General features: G+C 63.0%; 13 protein-coding genes. 8 read left to right on the plus strand and 5 right to left on the minus strand.

Annotated features, from left to right (window positions below; all coding sequences use genetic code 11):
- The first annotated feature begins 79 nt into the window (after positions 1–79).
- The 6 genes from FHR66_RS03490 (at position 80) to FHR66_RS03515 (ending at position 10,398) form a co-directional block, all read left to right on the plus strand.
- Positions 80–2,581: a type I restriction-modification system subunit M gene (locus FHR66_RS03490; RefSeq protein WP_160964327.1), complete on the plus strand. Its 2,502-nt coding sequence runs from the start codon at positions 80–82 to the stop codon at positions 2,579–2,581.
- Positions 2,574–3,893, plus strand: a complete 1,320-nt coding sequence (locus FHR66_RS03495; RefSeq protein WP_160964328.1) for a restriction endonuclease subunit S — start codon at positions 2,574–2,576, stop codon at positions 3,891–3,893. Before FHR66_RS03490 ends, FHR66_RS03495 begins: the two co-directional genes overlap by 8 nt.
- Complete coding sequence (locus FHR66_RS03500; protein WP_160964329.1) at positions 3,890–5,551, plus strand: ATP-binding protein; 1,662 nt, start codon at positions 3,890–3,892, stop codon at positions 5,549–5,551. Before FHR66_RS03495 ends, FHR66_RS03500 begins: the two co-directional genes overlap by 4 nt.
- Before the next feature lie 150 nt (positions 5,552–5,701).
- Positions 5,702–9,043: a type I restriction endonuclease subunit R gene (locus FHR66_RS03505; protein ID WP_160964419.1), complete on the plus strand. Its 3,342-nt coding sequence runs from the start codon at positions 5,702–5,704 to the stop codon at positions 9,041–9,043.
- Positions 9,044–9,047: 4 nt separating this feature from the next.
- Complete coding sequence (locus FHR66_RS03510; RefSeq protein ID WP_208417125.1) at positions 9,048–9,761, plus strand: M48 family metallopeptidase; 714 nt, start codon at positions 9,048–9,050, stop codon at positions 9,759–9,761.
- A gap of 325 nt (positions 9,762–10,086) precedes the next feature.
- Positions 10,087–10,398: an XAC0095 family protein gene (locus FHR66_RS03515; protein WP_237475184.1), complete on the plus strand. Its 312-nt coding sequence runs from the start codon at positions 10,087–10,089 to the stop codon at positions 10,396–10,398.
- 144 nt (positions 10,399–10,542) lie between these two features.
- Here FHR66_RS03515 and FHR66_RS03520 read toward each other — a convergent pair whose 3' ends face one another.
- Positions 10,543–12,363, minus strand: coding sequence for an XVIPCD domain-containing protein (locus FHR66_RS03520; RefSeq protein ID WP_160964331.1), 1,821 nt, complete (start codon positions 12,361–12,363; stop codon positions 10,543–10,545).
- Positions 12,364–12,368: 5 nt separating this feature from the next.
- A complete protein-coding gene (locus FHR66_RS03525) occupies positions 12,369–12,875 on the minus strand; it encodes a hypothetical protein (protein WP_160964332.1) in 507 nt (168 codons plus the stop codon).
- Between FHR66_RS03525 and FHR66_RS03530 the strand changes: the two genes are divergently transcribed.
- Positions 12,874–13,068 (plus strand): hypothetical protein, encoded by a 195-nt coding sequence (locus tag FHR66_RS03530; RefSeq protein ID WP_160964333.1) that lies wholly within the window; start codon positions 12,874–12,876, stop codon positions 13,066–13,068. The genes FHR66_RS03525 and FHR66_RS03530 overlap by 2 nt on opposite strands.
- 143 nt (positions 13,069–13,211) lie before the next feature.
- Here FHR66_RS03530 and FHR66_RS03535 read toward each other — a convergent pair whose 3' ends face one another.
- The 3 genes from FHR66_RS03535 to FHR66_RS03545 form a co-directional block, all read right to left on the minus strand.
- The gene (locus FHR66_RS03535; protein ID WP_237475185.1) at positions 13,212–13,874 is read right to left on the minus strand and encodes a hypothetical protein; all 663 of its coding nucleotides are present in this window, start codon (positions 13,872–13,874) and stop codon (positions 13,212–13,214) included.
- A gap of 67 nt (positions 13,875–13,941) precedes the next feature.
- Positions 13,942–14,364 (minus strand): hypothetical protein, encoded by a 423-nt coding sequence (locus tag FHR66_RS03540; protein ID WP_160964334.1) that lies wholly within the window; start codon positions 14,362–14,364, stop codon positions 13,942–13,944.
- 76 nt (positions 14,365–14,440) lie between these two features.
- Positions 14,441–14,701 carry a hypothetical protein gene (locus FHR66_RS03545; protein ID WP_237475186.1) on the minus strand — a complete coding sequence of 87 codons (261 nt, stop codon included), beginning with the start codon at positions 14,699–14,701 and terminating at the stop codon, positions 14,441–14,443.
- Positions 14,702–15,096: 395 nt separating this feature from the next.
- On the opposite strand from FHR66_RS03545, the gene FHR66_RS03550 reads away from it, so the two are divergent.
- Positions 15,097–15,738, plus strand: coding sequence for an HD domain-containing protein (locus tag FHR66_RS03550; RefSeq protein WP_160964336.1), 642 nt, complete (start codon positions 15,097–15,099; stop codon positions 15,736–15,738).
- Positions 15,739–15,830 lie beyond the last annotated feature (92 nt).

Below are 15,830 nucleotides of genomic sequence, written 5' to 3' on the forward strand. Positions count from 1 at the left end.
TGGCGTGGATAAGGCGCTATCGCCTCCCGCCGCCTGTCGCGTTCGGGTAGCCATGTATTCATTGCGAGACATTTGATTCATGCCATTGACTCTTCCCCAACTGGAACGCCATCTGTTCAAGGCCGCCGACATCCTGCGCGGCAAGATGGATGCGTCAGAATTCAAGGAATACATCTTCGGGATGTTGTTCCTCAAGCGTTGCTCCGATGTGTTCGAGCAGCGCCGCGAGCAGGTCATTGCCGAGCGCAAGGATGCGGGCGAAAGCGACGCGCAGGCCAAGGTGTCCGCCGAAAATCCGCGCTGGTACAAGGTGGAGGATGTGGTCTGGGTGCCGCCGAACTCGCGCTACCAGACGCTGCTCAACGATGCCCACCAGAACGTGGGCAACGCGCTGAACAAGGCGCTGTCGGGGATCGAGGACACCAACAACAGCCTCGACGGCGTGCTGGAGCACATCGACTTTACCCGCAAGGTCGGCCAGAGCAAGATCCCCGACATCAAGCTGCGCCAGTTGATCACCCACTTCGGCCTGCACCGCCTGCGCAATGAGGATTTCGAGTTCCCCGATCTGCTGGGTGCGGCCTACGAATACCTGATCGGCGAATTCGCCGATTCCGCCGGCAAGAAAGGCGGCGAGTTCTACACGCCGCGCTCGGTGGTACGGATGATGGTGCAGCTGCTCAAGCCTGAGCAACATCACGACATCTACGATCCCTGCAGCGGGTCGGGCGGTATGTTGATCCTGTCCAAGGACTACATCGACGAACACGGCGGCGACGGCCGCAAGGCCAACCTGTTCGGGCAGGAGTTCAACGGCACGGTCTGGTCGATCTCCAAGATGAACATGCTGCTGCATGGCATCAGCACCGCCGACCTGCGTAACGAGGACACGCTGGCCGAGCCGCAGCATGCCGCCGGTGGCGAGCTGCAGCGGTTCGACCGCGTGCTGACCAATCCGCCGTTCTCGATCAACTGGGGCACCGCCGACAAGAACACCGACGGAAGCCCCGCCTGGGCACCGAAGTTCCCCGAGCGCTTCCGCTACGGCCAGGTGCCGCCGGGCGCGAAGAAGGCCGACCTGATGTTCCTGCAGCACATGGTGGCCGTGACCCGCGACGGCGGCATGATCGCCACGGTTATGCCGCATGGCGTGCTGTTCCGTGGCGGCGACGAGGCGCGCATCCGCGCCGGGCTGATTTCCGACGACCTGCTGGAAGCGGTGATCGGCGTGGCGCCCAACCTGTTCTACGGCACCGGCATCCCCGCCTGCATCCTGGTGTTGCGGCAGCAGGTGCAGCACGGAGGCAACCGCGTCAGCGGCAAGCCGGCGCAGCGCCAGGGCAAGGTGCTCTTCATCAACGCCGACCGCGAGTATTTGGAGGGACGCGCGCAGAACTACCTGCTGCCCGAACACATCGAGAAGATCGTCACGACGTTCGACGAGTTCCGCGCCATCGACGGCTTTTCCGCGATCGTCGACAACGCCACGCTGCTGGAGAACGGCTGCAACCTCAACATCCGCCGTTATGCCGACAACGCCCCGGCGCCGGAACCGCACGACGTGCGCGCGCATCTGGTCGGCGGCGTGCCGAAAGCCGAGGTGCAGGCCAAGGCCACGCTGTTCGCCGCGCATGGCTTGGATCCGCAGGAGCTGTTCGTCGTGCGTGACGCGGCGTATTTCGATTTTGCGCCGATGCTGACCGCTCGCGCCGAGCTAAAGCCTGCCGTCGAAGGCAATCCCGGCCTGCAGGCGAAGGAGGCCGCACTGCGCGACGCGTTCGAGGGCTGGTGGCAGGCGCACGGCACCCGCATCACCGCGCTGGCCGGGCGCCAGAACGATGCCGCCGCACTGGTCGCGCTGCGCCATGAGCTGCTGGCTAGCTTCAGCGAGGCGCTGGAAGCCGTTGGCCTGCTCGATCCGTTCCAGGTGCGCGGCATCATCGCCGGCTTTTGGGTGCAGACCCGCTACGAATTCCAGACCCTGATGGCGCGTGGCGCCCGCGGCGTCATCGACGCCTGGCGCACCAGCATCGTCACCGCACTGGAGGACAAGGCCAGCAAGGACAATCCGCTGGACCACAAGCTGGTGCGCTTCCTGCTGGCCGAGTTCGTCGAAGCCATCGCCGAACTGGAGGCGAAGAAGGCCGAGCTGGACAGCCAGATCAAGGCGGCCGACCCTAAGGCAGCGAAAGACGCCGATGGCGAGGACGGGGATGCCGAACCGGCCGATGCGAATGAGGAGGAGGAGGCCGTGGATGAGGACCAGCTCAGGGGCTGGAAGAAGGACCTGGCTGCGGTGAAGAAGCAGCTCAAGGCGCAGCAAGCCAGCTTCACCGACGAACTCGATCGCAAGGTCGCTGCCCTGGACGAGCCGGCGGCCGCGGCGCTGCTGCTGACCATCCTGCACGACGACATGCGCGCCATCGTCGAGCGCTACGTCGCTGCGCAGCGCAAGGAAGTAGTCGCCGCGTTCGAGACCTGGTGGGACAAGTATCGGGTGACGCTGGCGGATATCGAAGGCAAGCGCGATAAGGCGGCGCGGGCGCTGCAAGGGTTCTTGAAAGGGTTGGGATATGTCTGACTTTAATTTAGTGGTTGATATTCCCAATGCCGCTCTTTGGCCGCTGAAGTCAGCTGATAGCTTGTGCAGCGTGATATCGCGTGGTACGGCCCCTATTTATGTTGAGAAAAGCGAGGTCAGGGCCATTGGACAGCGATGCGTTTCTGCAAAAGGCTTCATTGCGGAGCACGCTCGACCCCACTCAGAAGGCGCGATCAGCGGTGTGCTGCGTCCAGAGAGTGGAGATGTACTCTTAAACTCAACCGGCACCGGAACGATTGGGAGGTCTGCTGTCTTCGATTCGCCAGGGAAGTTTATTGTCGATGGGCACGTGACGGTGCTGCGTCCGCTTAGAGATTCTGCAGACGGTCGCTGGCTGAACTCCGTCCTGCAAACGCCACATGCGCAGCGTCATCTCGAAAGATTCTGCTACGTAGGGTCAACGAATCAGCTTGAGCTAAGCCGGACCCCTCTGCGTCTTAGCCAATTTCCGACGCCCAGTTTGAACGAGCAGGAGATGATTGGCTCAGTTGTCGACACCCTCGATACCGCCATCCACGAAACCGAGGCGCTGATCGCCAAGCTCAAGGCCGTCAAGCAGGGCCTGCTGCACGACCTGCTGACGCGAGGCATCGACGCCAACGGCGAACTGCGCCCGCCGCAGTCGGAAGCGCCACATCTCTACAAGCCTTCACCGCTGGGCTTGATTCCGAATGCGTGGAATGTTGAGCCGTTGTCTCGCTACACCGCATCCGAAATTACATACGGAATCGTCCAGGCCGGCCCTCATATTCCTGGAGGCGTACCATACATTCGGACCGGAGACATGTCAGGTGATTCTTTGATCCGGGAGACGATGCTCTGCACCTCTCGTCGCATCGCTAACAGTTATATGAGATCCAAGGTCCGGGCTGGTGAAGTGGTAATGGCTATCCGTGCGACAGTAGGAAGGGTTCTGCCTGTACCGGACGACTTAGATGGCGCCAATCTCACGCAAGGTACTGCTCGTATATCGCCAAGTATTGATGCCGATGGAGTATTTTTGCTCTGGGCATTGAGGCACACGCGTGCGCTAAAGGCGATCAATCTCGAAGTCAAAGGTACGACATTCGCGGAGATCACGCTCAATGCCTTGAGAAGGATTCCATTGGCTGCGCCACTTGAGCTAGAGGAGCAGATTGAAATAGGGCGTCGCCTTAATGCGATCGATAGAAGCATCATGTTTGAGTGCGAGATACTGGCTAAGCGTCGAGCGCAAAAATTCGGTCTCATGAACGACCTCCTCACCGGCCGCGTCCGCGTCACCCCGTTGCTTGATGCCACCACCGCATGACCCACGCCCTGCCACCTGCCGAATCGCTGACGGTCGAGTTCAAGAGCGACCGCAGGAAGCTGTCCGACACTGAGCTGGCCGAGGCCGTGGTGTGTCTTGCCAACGCGGACGGTGGCGAGCTGTGGCTGGGCGTAGAAGACGATGGCACCGCGACCGGTCTGCATGCCGATCACCGGCGGTTGGCCGGCTTGCCCGGCCTGGTCGCGGCGCGCACGTCGCCGGCCATTGCGGTGCAGGTGGAGGCGGTCGAGATCGATGGTGTGCCTGTCGCGCGGATCGTGGTGCCCAAGGCCGCCACGGTGGTGGCCACCGCCGGTGGCGTCTACCTGCGCCGCCGGCTGAAGCATGACGGCATGCCTGAGTGCGTGCCGATGCTGCCGCATGAGCGCGACAGCCGGCTCGGCCAGCTGGGGCTGGTCGATGCCTCGGCGCAGCCGGTGGCCGGCGCGCAGCTATCGGATTTCGATCCGCTGGAACGCGAGCGCCTGCGCCAGGCAGTGCAGCAGTACGGTGGCGACCGCGTGTTGCTGGAGCTTGACGATGAGGCGCTGGATGGTGCGCTGGGCTTCACTACGCGCCAGCCCGACGGCCGCCGCGTGCCGACACTGTGTGGCCTGTTGGTGATCGGCCGGGTCGAGGCGCTGCGCCAGCATGTGGCCACGCATGAGTTCGCGTTCCAGGTGCTGGCCGAACAGGCGGTGCGCTTCAACGAGTTCCGTCGCGTGCCGCTGCTGCAGGCCATCGACTGGTTGGAGACCAACTTCCGGCCGTACAACCCGGAAGAGGAACTGCAGGTCGGGCTGTTCCGCGTGCCGGTACCCAAGGTCGATCTGGGTGCCTACCGCGAGGCGGTGGCCAACGCGCTGATCCACCGCGATTACCACCGCCTGGGCGCGGTGCATGTGCGACTGGAGAACGAGGCGCTGGTGGTCAGCAACCCTGGCGGTCTGGTCGATGGGGTGACGCTGGACAACCTGCTGACCACCGAGCCGCGCCCACGCAATCGCGCGCTTGCCGATGCGATGAAGCGCATCGGGGTGGTGGAACGCTCGGGGCGCGGGGTCGACACGATCTATCGGGGCCTGCTGCGCTTCGGCCGGCCAGCCCCGGACTATTCCCGCACGGATAGCCACAGTGTGGTGGTGCGGCTGGATACCGGTGCGGCTGATCTCGACTTCGGCCGCATGGTGGTGGAGCAGGAGCGGCGCAGCAATGGCGAACTGCCGATCGACAGCCTGATCGCACTGGCCGCGTTGCGCGAGCTCAAGCGTGTCACCGCCGACGAGTTGGCCGCGCGCATCCAGCGCGACCCGGCCAGCGCCAAGCGCACGCTGGAGGCGCTGACCGAGGCCGGCCTGATCGAGGCGCACGGGCAGACCCGTGGGCGCAGCTACACCTTGTCGGCGGCCGTGTATCAGCGCCAGGGTGAGAAGGCCGCCTATACCCGGCAAGCCGGCTTCACCAGCCTGCAGAACGAGCAGTTGGTGCTGAACTACGTGCAGCAGCACGGGCAGATCCGCCGTGCCGAGGTGATGGAGCTGTGTCGATTGGGTGCCTTGCAGGCCAAGGCGCTGTTGGGGCGGCTAAAAGAGCAAGGGCGGCTGTCCCAACATGGGACACGCCGGGTGGCCTACTACACCCTTGAACCTGACGACTGAAAGGGTGTCGCCAGGCGGACGGGATCCTTTGGAGGTCTTTGGGACTCTTTGGAGGTCTTTGGACATCTTTGGATGTCTTTGGGGTTCTTTGGAGGTCCATGAGAATGTTGGGATGTCCATGGATGCCTGCATCCAGCCAGGGAGATGCTGATGGGTTGGGAGTTGGAAGACGTCGAGAAGCCTTTCGTGACGCAACTGCAGGCGGTCGGCTGGACGCATCTGGCCGGTAGCCTGGACGACCCCGCCGTCACGGAACGCAGCGGCTTCGCCGAGGTCGTTCAGGAAACCCGGCTGCGCGAGCGCCTGCTGGCGCTGAATCCGGGGCCGGAGGGCCAGCCGTGGCTGGATCATGCCCGCCTGGCTGAAGCGGTGGCGGCCATCACGCGCCTGGGCGCACACAAGTTGATGGAGGCCAATCAGCAGGCAACCGAGCTGCTGATCAAGGGCCTGACGGTCGACGGGCTGCCCGGTTGGGAGGGCGGGCGCGGGCAGACGATCCGTTATATCGATTGGGACACGCCGGCCAACAACCGTTTCACCGTGGTCAGCCAGTACCGCGTGGACTGCCCGCCCGGCTTCAACAGCGCCAAGGCGTTCATCGTGCCGGACCTGGTGTTGCTGGTGAATGGCATCCCGCTGGTGGTGGTGGAGTGCAAGAGTCCGTCCATTCCCGAGCCGTTGAGCGAGGCCGTGGACCAGTTGCGCCGCTACAGCAACCAGCGCAAGGCCGCGCTGGAAGTGGACGAGAACGAAGGCAACGAGGCGCTGTTCGCCACCAATCAGCTGCTGGTGGCCAGTTGCGTGGACGAGGCGCGGGTTGCAAGCATCGGTGCGGGCTTCGAGCACTTCGCGCAGTGGAAGACCGTGGTGGGGCCGGACGGTGCAGGATCGGAGGCGGAGGCGGCGCAACGCTTCGGCAAGCAGACGCTCAACGCCCAGGAGCGCTTGGTTGCCGGCCTGCTGGCGCCAGCGAACCTGCTGGATGTGGTGAAGCACTTCCTGCTGTTCATGCAGGTGGGCGGGCAGACCATCAAATCCATGTGCCGCTATCAGCAGTACCGTGCGGTGAACCGTGCGATCGCAAAGCTCAAACGCGGCCAGACCCGGCTGCAGCATGGCGAAAGCGATCAGCGTGGCGGCATCATCTGGCATACCCAGGGCTCGGGAAAGTCGCTGACTATGGTGTTCCTGGTGCGCAAGATGCGCGCCGAGCCGACGCTGCGACGCTTCAAGGTGGTGGTGGTCACCGACCGCAAGGACCTGCAAGGCCAGCTGTCCGTGACCGCAACACTCACAGGCGAACCAGTGGAGGTGGCCGACAGTACGTCAGGCCTGAAAGGCCTGGCGCGTCGCAAGGGGCCGGGGTTGGTGTTCGTCACCATCCAGAAGTACCGCGATGGCGACACGGCCAATGATGCCCCGCTGAAGGCCGAAGATCTCCCGTTTGCTGGACAAGCGGTCAAGGAGGCGCGTGCTGTGTATGGCAAGGCCGAAGTGGCTGCGGAGCAATTCGAGGTGCTCAACGATGACGACGCCATCCTGGTGCTGGTGGACGAGGCGCATCGCACCCAGGCCGGCGACCTGCATGCCAACCTGCTGGCCGGATTGCCCAGCTGCGCGCGGATCGGTTTTACCGGCACGCCGATCATCATGGGCGAGAAGAAGCGGACTCACGAGATCTTCGGCGAGTTCATCGATCGCTACACCATCAAGGAGGCCGAGGCCGATGGGGCGACGGTGCCGGTGCTTTACGAAGGACGTACCGCCAATGGCGCCATCAAGGACGGCGCTAACCTGGACGAACTATTCGAGGATCTGTTTCGCCAGCACACATCGGAAGAGCTGGAAGCGATCAAGCAAAAATACGCCACCAAGGGGCATATTTTCGATGCGCCAGCGCTGATAGCCGACAAGGCGCGCGACATCCTTCGCCATTACGTCGCCAACATCCTGCCCAATGGCTACAAAGCCCAGGTGGTGGCTTATAGCCGGCTGGCCGCCACCCGCTATTTCGCCGCCTTGAAAGCTGCTCGCGACGAGCTGCTGCAGGAGGCCGATGCGCTGAGCCCGCAGGACCAGGCGATGGATGATGAAGCCCTGTGCCTGCGGCCGCCGAAGGTGCGGGCGGTAGTACAGGCGTGGCGCTATCGCGAGGTGCTGGCGCGGATCGAATTCGCGCCGATCATCTCCGGCAGCAACAACGATGATCCCGGCTGGAAGCACTGGACCGACAGTTCCACCCATGAGTCGTTGATCAAGCGCTTCAAGAAGCCGCTGATGCATCCGGATGCGACCAAAGCGGATCCGCTGGCGTTCCTGGTGGTCAAGTCGATGTTGCTGACGGGATTCGATGCGCCGATTGCCGGCGTGATGTACCTGGATCGACCGATTCGCGAGGCGGAGTTGCTGCAGGCCATTGCGCGCGTCAATCGCACTGGCTTTGGCAAGCGCCGCGGCATCGTAGTGGACTATTACGGTGTGGCCCAGCATCTGAAGGAAGCGCTGGCCGCCTACGCCGACGAAGATGTAGTTGGCGCATTGGCGAGTTTGAAGGACGAAGTGCCGGTGCTGCGTGATCGGCATGCGCGGGTGGTTGACCTGTTCCGCGAACGGGGCATCGAATCACTGGCGGACACCGAGGCCTGTGTGGATGCACTAGGTAACGAGAAGCTCAGAGCGGAGTTCGTGGTCAAGCTCAAGGCGTTTCTTGGATCGCTGGACACGGTGTTGCCGCGCCCGGAAGGCCTGCCGTTTTCTGCGGATGCCAAGCGCCTGGCGTATATCCATGCGCGCGCCCGTAATCGTTACAAGGACACGCCGGTGCTTGGGAAGGACGTGGGTGCCAAGGTGCGCAAGCTGATCGACGATCATGTGATCTCTCTGGGCATCGACCCGAAGATTGCGCCGATTCAACTCACGGATGCCCAGTTCGATGCCCATGTGGGCCGGGCCGCGAATGATCGCGCCAAGGCTTCGGAAATGGAACACGCGGTGCGCTCGCATATCCGCAAGCACGCCGACGAGGACCCAGTGCTGTACCGCAAGCTTTCGGAGCGATTGAACGAGATCTTGCGGGCGTTGGGCCAACAATGGAGTGAGTTGGTTGCCCAACTGCAGGCACTGGTCGACGACGTGCGCAACGGCAGCGTCGGTGCCGCCGATACGCCGGCGGGTGTGCCGGAGCATTGCGCGCCTTTTCTTCGCACGGTGATGGACGTGGTCTGCGCAGGGCGCGAGCCGACTCCGGCGGAGCTGCTTCGGTTGATGGACGTGACCGTGGAACTGGTCGAGCTGCTGGTGCAGGAGCTGCAGAGCAACCGCAATATCTGGAGTCCGCACAAGCGCGCGGCACAAGAGCAGCTCAACGGTTTGCTGTTCGACCGTCTGATGCGGCTGCGCCCTCCACTGATGGACGAAGCTGCGGCGGGGCTGCTCACCGACAAGCTGATGGAACAGGCGCGTGCCAGCCATGAGCGGCTGATGCAGGTGTGATGCCATGCGAGCTGCCATGATTGCCCCCAGTCTGCAGGTGGACGATCTGCTGTTCACCGTGCGGCACAGTGCGCGCCGACGGACGATGGAGATCACCGTCGAGCGTGATGGTGCGCTTGTGCTTTCTGCACCACCGGACGTGGCAGAGTCCAGGTTGCGTGCCTTCGTGCAGGAAAAGCGCTTCTGGATCTACACCCGGTTGGCGGAGAAGGATCGCCTGCAACGCCATGCGCCTCGCAAGGAGTTTGTGGGCGGCGAGGGCTTCCTTTACCTGGGGCGAAGCTATCGGTTGAAGATGGTGGCCGACCAGGAAGTACCGTTGAAGCTGTCCGCCGGGCGCTTCTGCCTGGCATCCCATGCATTGCCCGCTGCCAGAGAACAATTCATTCGCTGGTATGGCGAACGTGCCAAGCGCTGGCTGTCGAGTCGCATGCTTGAACACGCGCTGCGTATGGACGTCGCTCCGGTCGGGGTAAAGGTTCAGGACCTTGGCTACCGCTGGGGTTCGTGCGGCAAGGGAGATTGGCTGTACTTCCATTGGAAGACCATTCTGCTGCCGGCTCGCATCGCCGAGTATGTGTTGGTGCACGAGATGGCGCATTTGCACGAGGCGCACCACACGCCTTCATTCTGGCTGCATGTGGAGCGCGCCATGCCGGATTATTTGCAACGCAAGGCTTGGTTGGCGGAAAACGGCATTGATGTCGAAGGGATCTGACGCGCGGCGACAGCGTATGTCGCTTGATGTTTGCCGCATGCCATCATCCGTGGATGAGGCAACTTGACGCGTCACATCGGCGGTAGCAAAATTACTAAACGGAGCCTAGAAACTCCGCAGACAGCGGTACCCACCTCCGACAAACCGGTGGGTTTTTTGTGCCTGCGTGCTTTGCAGGTGCAACCGACGCGACCTCTGCGTCGGGAGGGCGGTGAATACAAGACCCGCAAGGGAAATAAGCCCGCCGGCTGTCTGCGGTTTCTAGCCTCCCGACTTCCCGTCCGCCATTGCGGCGGACGGCCACTTCATGGAAGGAGAGGCGACGATGTCGGAGTACAGAACGGACGATCTTGAAGTGGCGGGTTATTTTCTGCCCGAAGAGAGCCAGTTCCGGCTGGTGCGGCTGGGTGAGTTCATCAGGTTCCTCGCAAGACTGGCAGAGCCACGCAGCGTGGCCGAGGAACGCGAGGCAGCCCCGAAGGTGCGTGCGGGCGAACTGGCGGTGTGCATGGAATTGCTCGCGGAGCAGCTGGACATGGTGCTCCGCGAGGTGTCGTGGCCGGCGCAGCGTCAGTCTCCATATCAGACGCCCGGCCATGACGCCGAGAGCGGGCCGCCCGGGTATCGTCTACCGTAGACACGTCGCCATTCGCCCCATGCGTTGGGTCTTTGATTGAAGGCGACTCCTTTGCTGTGCAACCTTCGCGAGTGGCCAGTGGGACCACCACGGTCGTGCCTACGCCGTGCCAGTAATGGCGCACGGCGGGAGGGCTTGCGGCGTCTACATCGAACGGGCCGGCGTCGCTTGCGTCTGCACAGTGTCGTGCTGTTGGCTGCGCTGCAGTTCATCTGACCTGACTTGCTGCTGCGCCGCCTCCAGTTGCGCGAAGCGCTGTTCCGCCGGTACCGCGAGCGCCTCCTGCATGGGCATGTGCGCTCGGTGCGCGGCGGGGTCGGGCGATGGATGGCCGATGCGCCACAGGTGCACCACCTCGCCGCTGCCCAAGGTGGCGGTGGACGTGTTGGCGGCGATCTTCAGGTCGTCCTTTGCCGTGAACCCCTTTTCGCTAGCCAACAGCAACAGGCTCGCGCTCAGCCGCTCGCTGTTCTCATCCCATGGCTTGCCGGCTTGTTGATCCAGTCCGCGCACGCCATCGCGGATCTTCTCGAACAATGGTGTGTCGGGATGCCCAGGGTCGCCCGGCTGGACGTGTCCTGCCTGCGGAGAGTCGAGCTCGGGGGTTGGACTGATGTGCTGGTGGGAGTCCTGGGTATGCTGCAGCAGGCCGGGTGTTGGCGGGGTGGTGCTGGTATCCCAGAACGCCTGAGGGGTGGTAGCGCTGTCTTGCGGCAAGGTGATGCCGTTGCGCTCCAGCAAGGTCTCGTTGAAGTGCAGGCGTTGCATGTTCAGATGCATTTGCGGCGCGACGCCGTGGACTGAATGCGCGTTTTCTCTGTCGAGCTTGATCGCGCGGCTCAGCGCCAGGGCGCCGTAGTAATTGGGGTAGTCCGAGTCGCCGTGGTAGCCAATGCCGGTTGTCTGGTCCACTGACAGGCCAGGAGTGCCTTTGGGGAGCTTGTCGAAGTAATAATGCCCTTGTGCGGCAATGTTCTCCGGGGTCATCGGGAGTGAACCGTCCGCATTGAAGTTCAGGCCTGGTCGGGCTCTGGCTTGAGCGCGATTGGCTGGGTCGGCTTCGACGAAGTCCTTGATGCGGCTGTTCGGAATGCCTTTCATGGCGGTCAGATCGACCTGAGGGTTGATCTGTCGTTCCCGATCGATCAATGCGTTCCAGCCGGAAATTTGTGCCTTGGCCTCGTCCTCGCGGTTTTTCGCAACCAGGTTTTCGATAGGAACCGTGTAGTCGTTGATCGGGTTGTTGTCTTTGGCGATCGCCTTCACAGCGGAGTCGAATTGACGATACGCATCGACCATGGACACTTGATTGAAGGCGTGTTGGGTCTCGTGACCCAGTACGAATGTCAGATCAGTAGCGCCATTCTGATTGAATCGGCTTGGCGATTGTCCCAGCGTGGTAGGCAGGATGCTCATCGTCTTGTTCGCAGAATTGAAAGTGCCGCCTGCGACAGTTCCGCTAAGAGGTGCAAAATTCTCAAGCAACATGTGCTGTTGCCTGCTATTGCTGGTGTTGTTGTCGAGCGTGGTGACCGCCCGTTTCATTTCAGTTGCCAGGGTGGGCGAGCTGTTGATCGTTGCTTGCAGATTGGTGACCATGTCTTGGGTCACCGCCTGGCTTTGCTGGTGAGCGTCCACATAGGTGCTGTGAGCGAAACGTATGCTCATCTCCTGCAGACGCAGAGCGTCGCGCAAATCTGCTGCGGCGGCGGAGCCGGGTTGAAGTGTGGGAAGGGTGACAACCCCGGACGACTTGTCGTAAGACCCGATCAACGATTGGGAGCCGCTCGGGCTCACTGCGAAGCCGCTCAAATGACCGTTGGCAGCCTCTTGATTGAGGCGCTGCGTAAGGTCCTGATCTGCAGCAATGGTTGAGCGCAACTGCGCCACCTGGTCGGCGGTGACTCCCGGTTGGCTGGCGAATCGCGACAAGGCCTCCTGCAACTGTGCGTTTGCTGCTGGCATCGTCGTCATCCTTCTAGCTTGTGGAGACTGATCGCTTCGATGCATGTCCCACCAGGCGCGTCTGGAGATTTCAGTGCTTTGTTCTGGGGGATGATCTGGAGATAGAGATCGTTGCGCGAATAATAGAAGGAAAGCGCCCAGCCGAACTCGTTGTAGAACGTTGGCTCGGGCTTGAATCCGTGCTTCTTCAGGAATTCATCGTAGTTTTTCAATATCAGGTCGCATGGTGGTGAATTTGCTTCACTTGTGCTTCCTGTTGCGGCTATCTCCAGATTTACATTCGAATATCTTGGAAATTTTTCATTGAAGCTGTAAGTGAGGTTGTATTCCCAGTTGTCTTGGGACTTCAGTACGTAGAATCCGGAATTCTTCGCTTCATCCTTGGTGAAGGGGACGTCCATGAGCCGTTGCACGGACTCGGCGGACAGGTCATCGAACTTGTCGACAGTCCCTATCATCGTTAGGAAGCGATGGCCCAATTCGCCTGGTGTCATTTCGGTGTGCTCCTTCATGTTTCCTGCTTTTCGCTCGTTGGCTGCCAAGCCGGTGGTTGCGCAGGATGTTGATAGAAAGATGATTGCTAAGGCCAATGGAATCGTTGAGGTTGCTCTCACGTTGCATGCTCCTTTTGTGCTGGCCGCGACGCTGGTCTTTCCTGCGCCGAGCAACGCCGCCGACTTCAAGCGTTTGCGTCTGGGCGCCTAGTGGATGCCTTCTTTTTGGTCTGAGCAAGGCACATAGGCATCCACCACTTGCTTTGCATAAGCGTTAACAGCTCGTTGGCTTGCCAATTTTTATAGGGTACTGGGCTACCGAGTCGATGTCGTAGACCAAGGATGTCGCTCGAGCTAACTTCTGTTCAGGGCGTTGTAGCCGATGCTGCGGATCCGCTGCAGCATCGTGTGATCGGGATGGTCGGCACGCGCCGGGGCGGCAGTGGAGGCGGGTGCGCTCTGCCGCTCCTGTTTGTCCGGTGCGTGGTAACGCAGTGCCTCGGTGCGTTCCGGCGACAGCATACGGTTGTCAACGCCCGGTTCGAGGCGTCCATGAAACTTCTGCACGGGCACATCCATCAGCTCGCCGAAGGTGCGGTAGGCGGAGTTGCTGTTGATGGTTTCGCCGAAGACCTTGAAGCCGTAGTTCGGGTAGTCGCGATCCTGCGCGTTGAGTTCTGGTACGGCGCGCACGGCCGTATTCCAGCGCCCCATGATTTCGTTCTTGTCGCCGGTGGCGACCGTGCGTGACGGTTGGTCGTCGCGGATGTAGGTGGTGCTGTCGATCTTCTCGCCGATGGAGCGAGCGTACGCGGGATCGTGCGGGTAATGCCAGGCGCGCAGCGAGTGCCGGGTGTCGTCGGTGCCGATGGGGATGGCCTGGCCGGTCTGGCGGTCGGTGGCCAGGCCATGCAGTTCCGCCACGGCCTTGCCGTGCTCGTCGCGCAGCACCCAGAAGGCGTGGCCGGCGATACCGATCACGCCGAGCGAGCGGGCTTCGATGGCGTAATTGGGCATGGTCGTGTCCTTCCTTGGTCGATGTGAATGCAGCGGCGATCAGAACTGCCGTGTTCCGTTCGTCGGCTCAATGGAGTTGCGTGGCGACGCAGCGGTCCAGTGCGGTCTTGAGGTCGTGCATAGCCTGGTCCACGCCCAGGTCGACGAAATAAGCGCCGGCCCCCTTGAGGGCGAGCCTGGCCTGGTTGGCGCCCGGCGGCCGCTCCAGGCGCAGGCGAAAGCCGCTGCGGTTCGTCTCGGGGAAATCGCCCGATTCCAGGATGCCCTTGGTCGGGTCTTCGCGGGTGACCTTGGGCCACGAGCTGCTGGTCTCGGACAGGGTGGCGATGCTGGATTCGGCGCAATCGAACAGGCGCTGGTTGGGCAGGTCGGCCGGGACGTTCAGCACCGCCGAGGCCATCGGCGTCTTGCGGGCGGCGGCGGGCATGCTGCAGGCGCTGGCGACGAGTGCCAGGCCGGCGAACTGGGCGATGCGGTGCCATGGCGTCATGGGGACGTTCCTTGCGTGGGCGTGCGAGCTTCCTGCTCGGCGCATGATGTCGAATGCGCCTGATGCTGTTGCGCGGTCAGCGCCTTGCGCGCCGCCAGGCGATCAGGGCCACGGCGGCCAGGGCGGCGACGGTGCCGACCGCGGCAACCTGCGCCGCGCGCTTGGCGCGTTGTTCGCGCAGGCGCAGCGCGTCATTGCCGGCGTCATCGGCGGACAACGGCGAGCGGTACACGCTGTGCGCGGCGGCGCGGCCGGAGACGGCGGCGCGGCGCGCCGGCGGGGTCGGGGCGGTGTCGGTGGCGGTGTCGTCCACGGCGTGGGCGGTGTCGGTGATCATGGTGGATTGCATCCTCGGCGCTGCGTTCATGCGTGTGTATCGAGTGGGCGGTAGGTTAGGCAAGACCATCCTATCTTTCCAAGCGCCACGTTAACGCGGTGCGGGGGAAAAGTAATGTGCAGGCGCTGCGGGACGCAGGGACCCTGCCTGGTATCTCTTACCAGCAACCGGTTGCCTACGGCGAGGGCTTCTTGCGTGCGCTGCAGCTGTGTTGTGCGTACAGGTCGCCTTTCAGTGCCAAGTCGGGCACGTCAACCGGGGCGTGGCGATCGAGCGGTCTGCGATGCAGCGCCGGGGCAGGGCAGCTTGAACGGCCGCCGTGCCCGCGCTCGCCTGCACGCGCCTACGCTGGCAAGTTTGGCGATAATGCCGGCCTGTTCCGTCAGGATCGCCGCATGACCGCTCTCACCGAACGTTACGCGCGCGCCGTGGACTACGCGCGCATCGCCCACGCCGGCCAGTTCCGCAAGGGCGGCACGGTGCCGTATCTGAGTCACGTGCTGGGTGTGTCGACGCTGGTGCTGGAGGCCGGCGGCGACGAGGACCAGGCGATCGCGGCGCTGCTGCACGACGTGGTCGAGGATTGCGGCGCCGGCCACGAGGCGGTGATCCGCGCACAGTTCGGCGAGGCGGTGGCCGACATGGTGATGGCCTGCACCGACGCCACCGCAGAGCGCAAGGCCGCGCCCGCGGACGTGCCGGCCAAGCGCCGCGACTGGCGCGTCCGCAAGCAGGCGTATCTGGCGCATCTGGCCGATGCCCCGGACGCGGTGCTGCTGGTGTCGGCCTGCGACAAGCTCTACAACGCGCGCAGCATCGTCGCCGACCTGGAAGACCCGGAGGTCGGCACGACAGTGTTCGAGCGCTTCACCGCCGGCCGTGAGGGCACGCTGTGGTACTACCAGGCGCTGCATGCGATCTACGCCGAGCGCGGCGTGGCGGTGTTGCGCGCTTTCGCCAGTGCGGTGACGCGGATGCAGGCGTTGGCCGCGCGCGACGCGGACGCCGACACGCTGGCGGCGCCCGCGTTGGGTTGAGACCTGCGTCACCGGCGACTGCGTGCCCGTTCTGCGCCGATGAGAGACCGGGCGCGTCGCAGCACAGTCGCCACGACACGCCCATGGCGGCC

It is taken from the genome of Xanthomonas sp. F4, assembly GCF_011761895.1.

Bases quoted from the DNA above. Each gene is read 5' to 3' on its own strand.
- FHR66_RS03490 (WP_160964327.1), top strand. From the start codon at position 80: ATGCCATTGACTCTTCCCCAACTGGAACGCCATCTGTTCAAGGCCGCC.
- FHR66_RS03495 (WP_160964328.1), top strand. From the start codon at position 2,574: ATGTCTGACTTTAATTTAGTGGTTGATATTCCCAATGCCGCTCTTTGG.
- FHR66_RS03500 (WP_160964329.1), top strand. From the start codon at position 3,890: ATGACCCACGCCCTGCCACCTGCCGAATCGCTGACGGTCGAGTTCAAG.
- FHR66_RS03505 (WP_160964419.1), top strand. From the start codon at position 5,702: ATGGGTTGGGAGTTGGAAGACGTCGAGAAGCCTTTCGTGACGCAACTG.
- FHR66_RS03510 (WP_208417125.1), top strand. From the start codon at position 9,048: ATGCGAGCTGCCATGATTGCCCCCAGTCTGCAGGTGGACGATCTGCTG.
- FHR66_RS03515 (WP_237475184.1), top strand. From the start codon at position 10,087: ATGTCGGAGTACAGAACGGACGATCTTGAAGTGGCGGGTTATTTTCTG.
- FHR66_RS03520 (WP_160964331.1), bottom strand. From the start codon at position 12,363: ATGCCAGCAGCAAACGCACAGTTGCAGGAGGCCTTGTCGCGATTCGCC.
- FHR66_RS03530 (WP_160964333.1), top strand. From the start codon at position 12,874: ATGTTTCCTGCTTTTCGCTCGTTGGCTGCCAAGCCGGTGGTTGCGCAG.
- FHR66_RS03525 (WP_160964332.1), bottom strand. From the start codon at position 12,875: ATGAAGGAGCACACCGAAATGACACCAGGCGAATTGGGCCATCGCTTC.
- FHR66_RS03535 (WP_237475185.1), bottom strand. From the start codon at position 13,874: ATGCCCAATTACGCCATCGAAGCCCGCTCGCTCGGCGTGATCGGTATC.
- FHR66_RS03540 (WP_160964334.1), bottom strand. From the start codon at position 14,364: ATGACGCCATGGCACCGCATCGCCCAGTTCGCCGGCCTGGCACTCGTC.
- FHR66_RS03545 (WP_237475186.1), bottom strand. From the start codon at position 14,701: ATGATCACCGACACCGCCCACGCCGTGGACGACACCGCCACCGACACC.
- FHR66_RS03550 (WP_160964336.1), top strand. From the start codon at position 15,097: ATGACCGCTCTCACCGAACGTTACGCGCGCGCCGTGGACTACGCGCGC.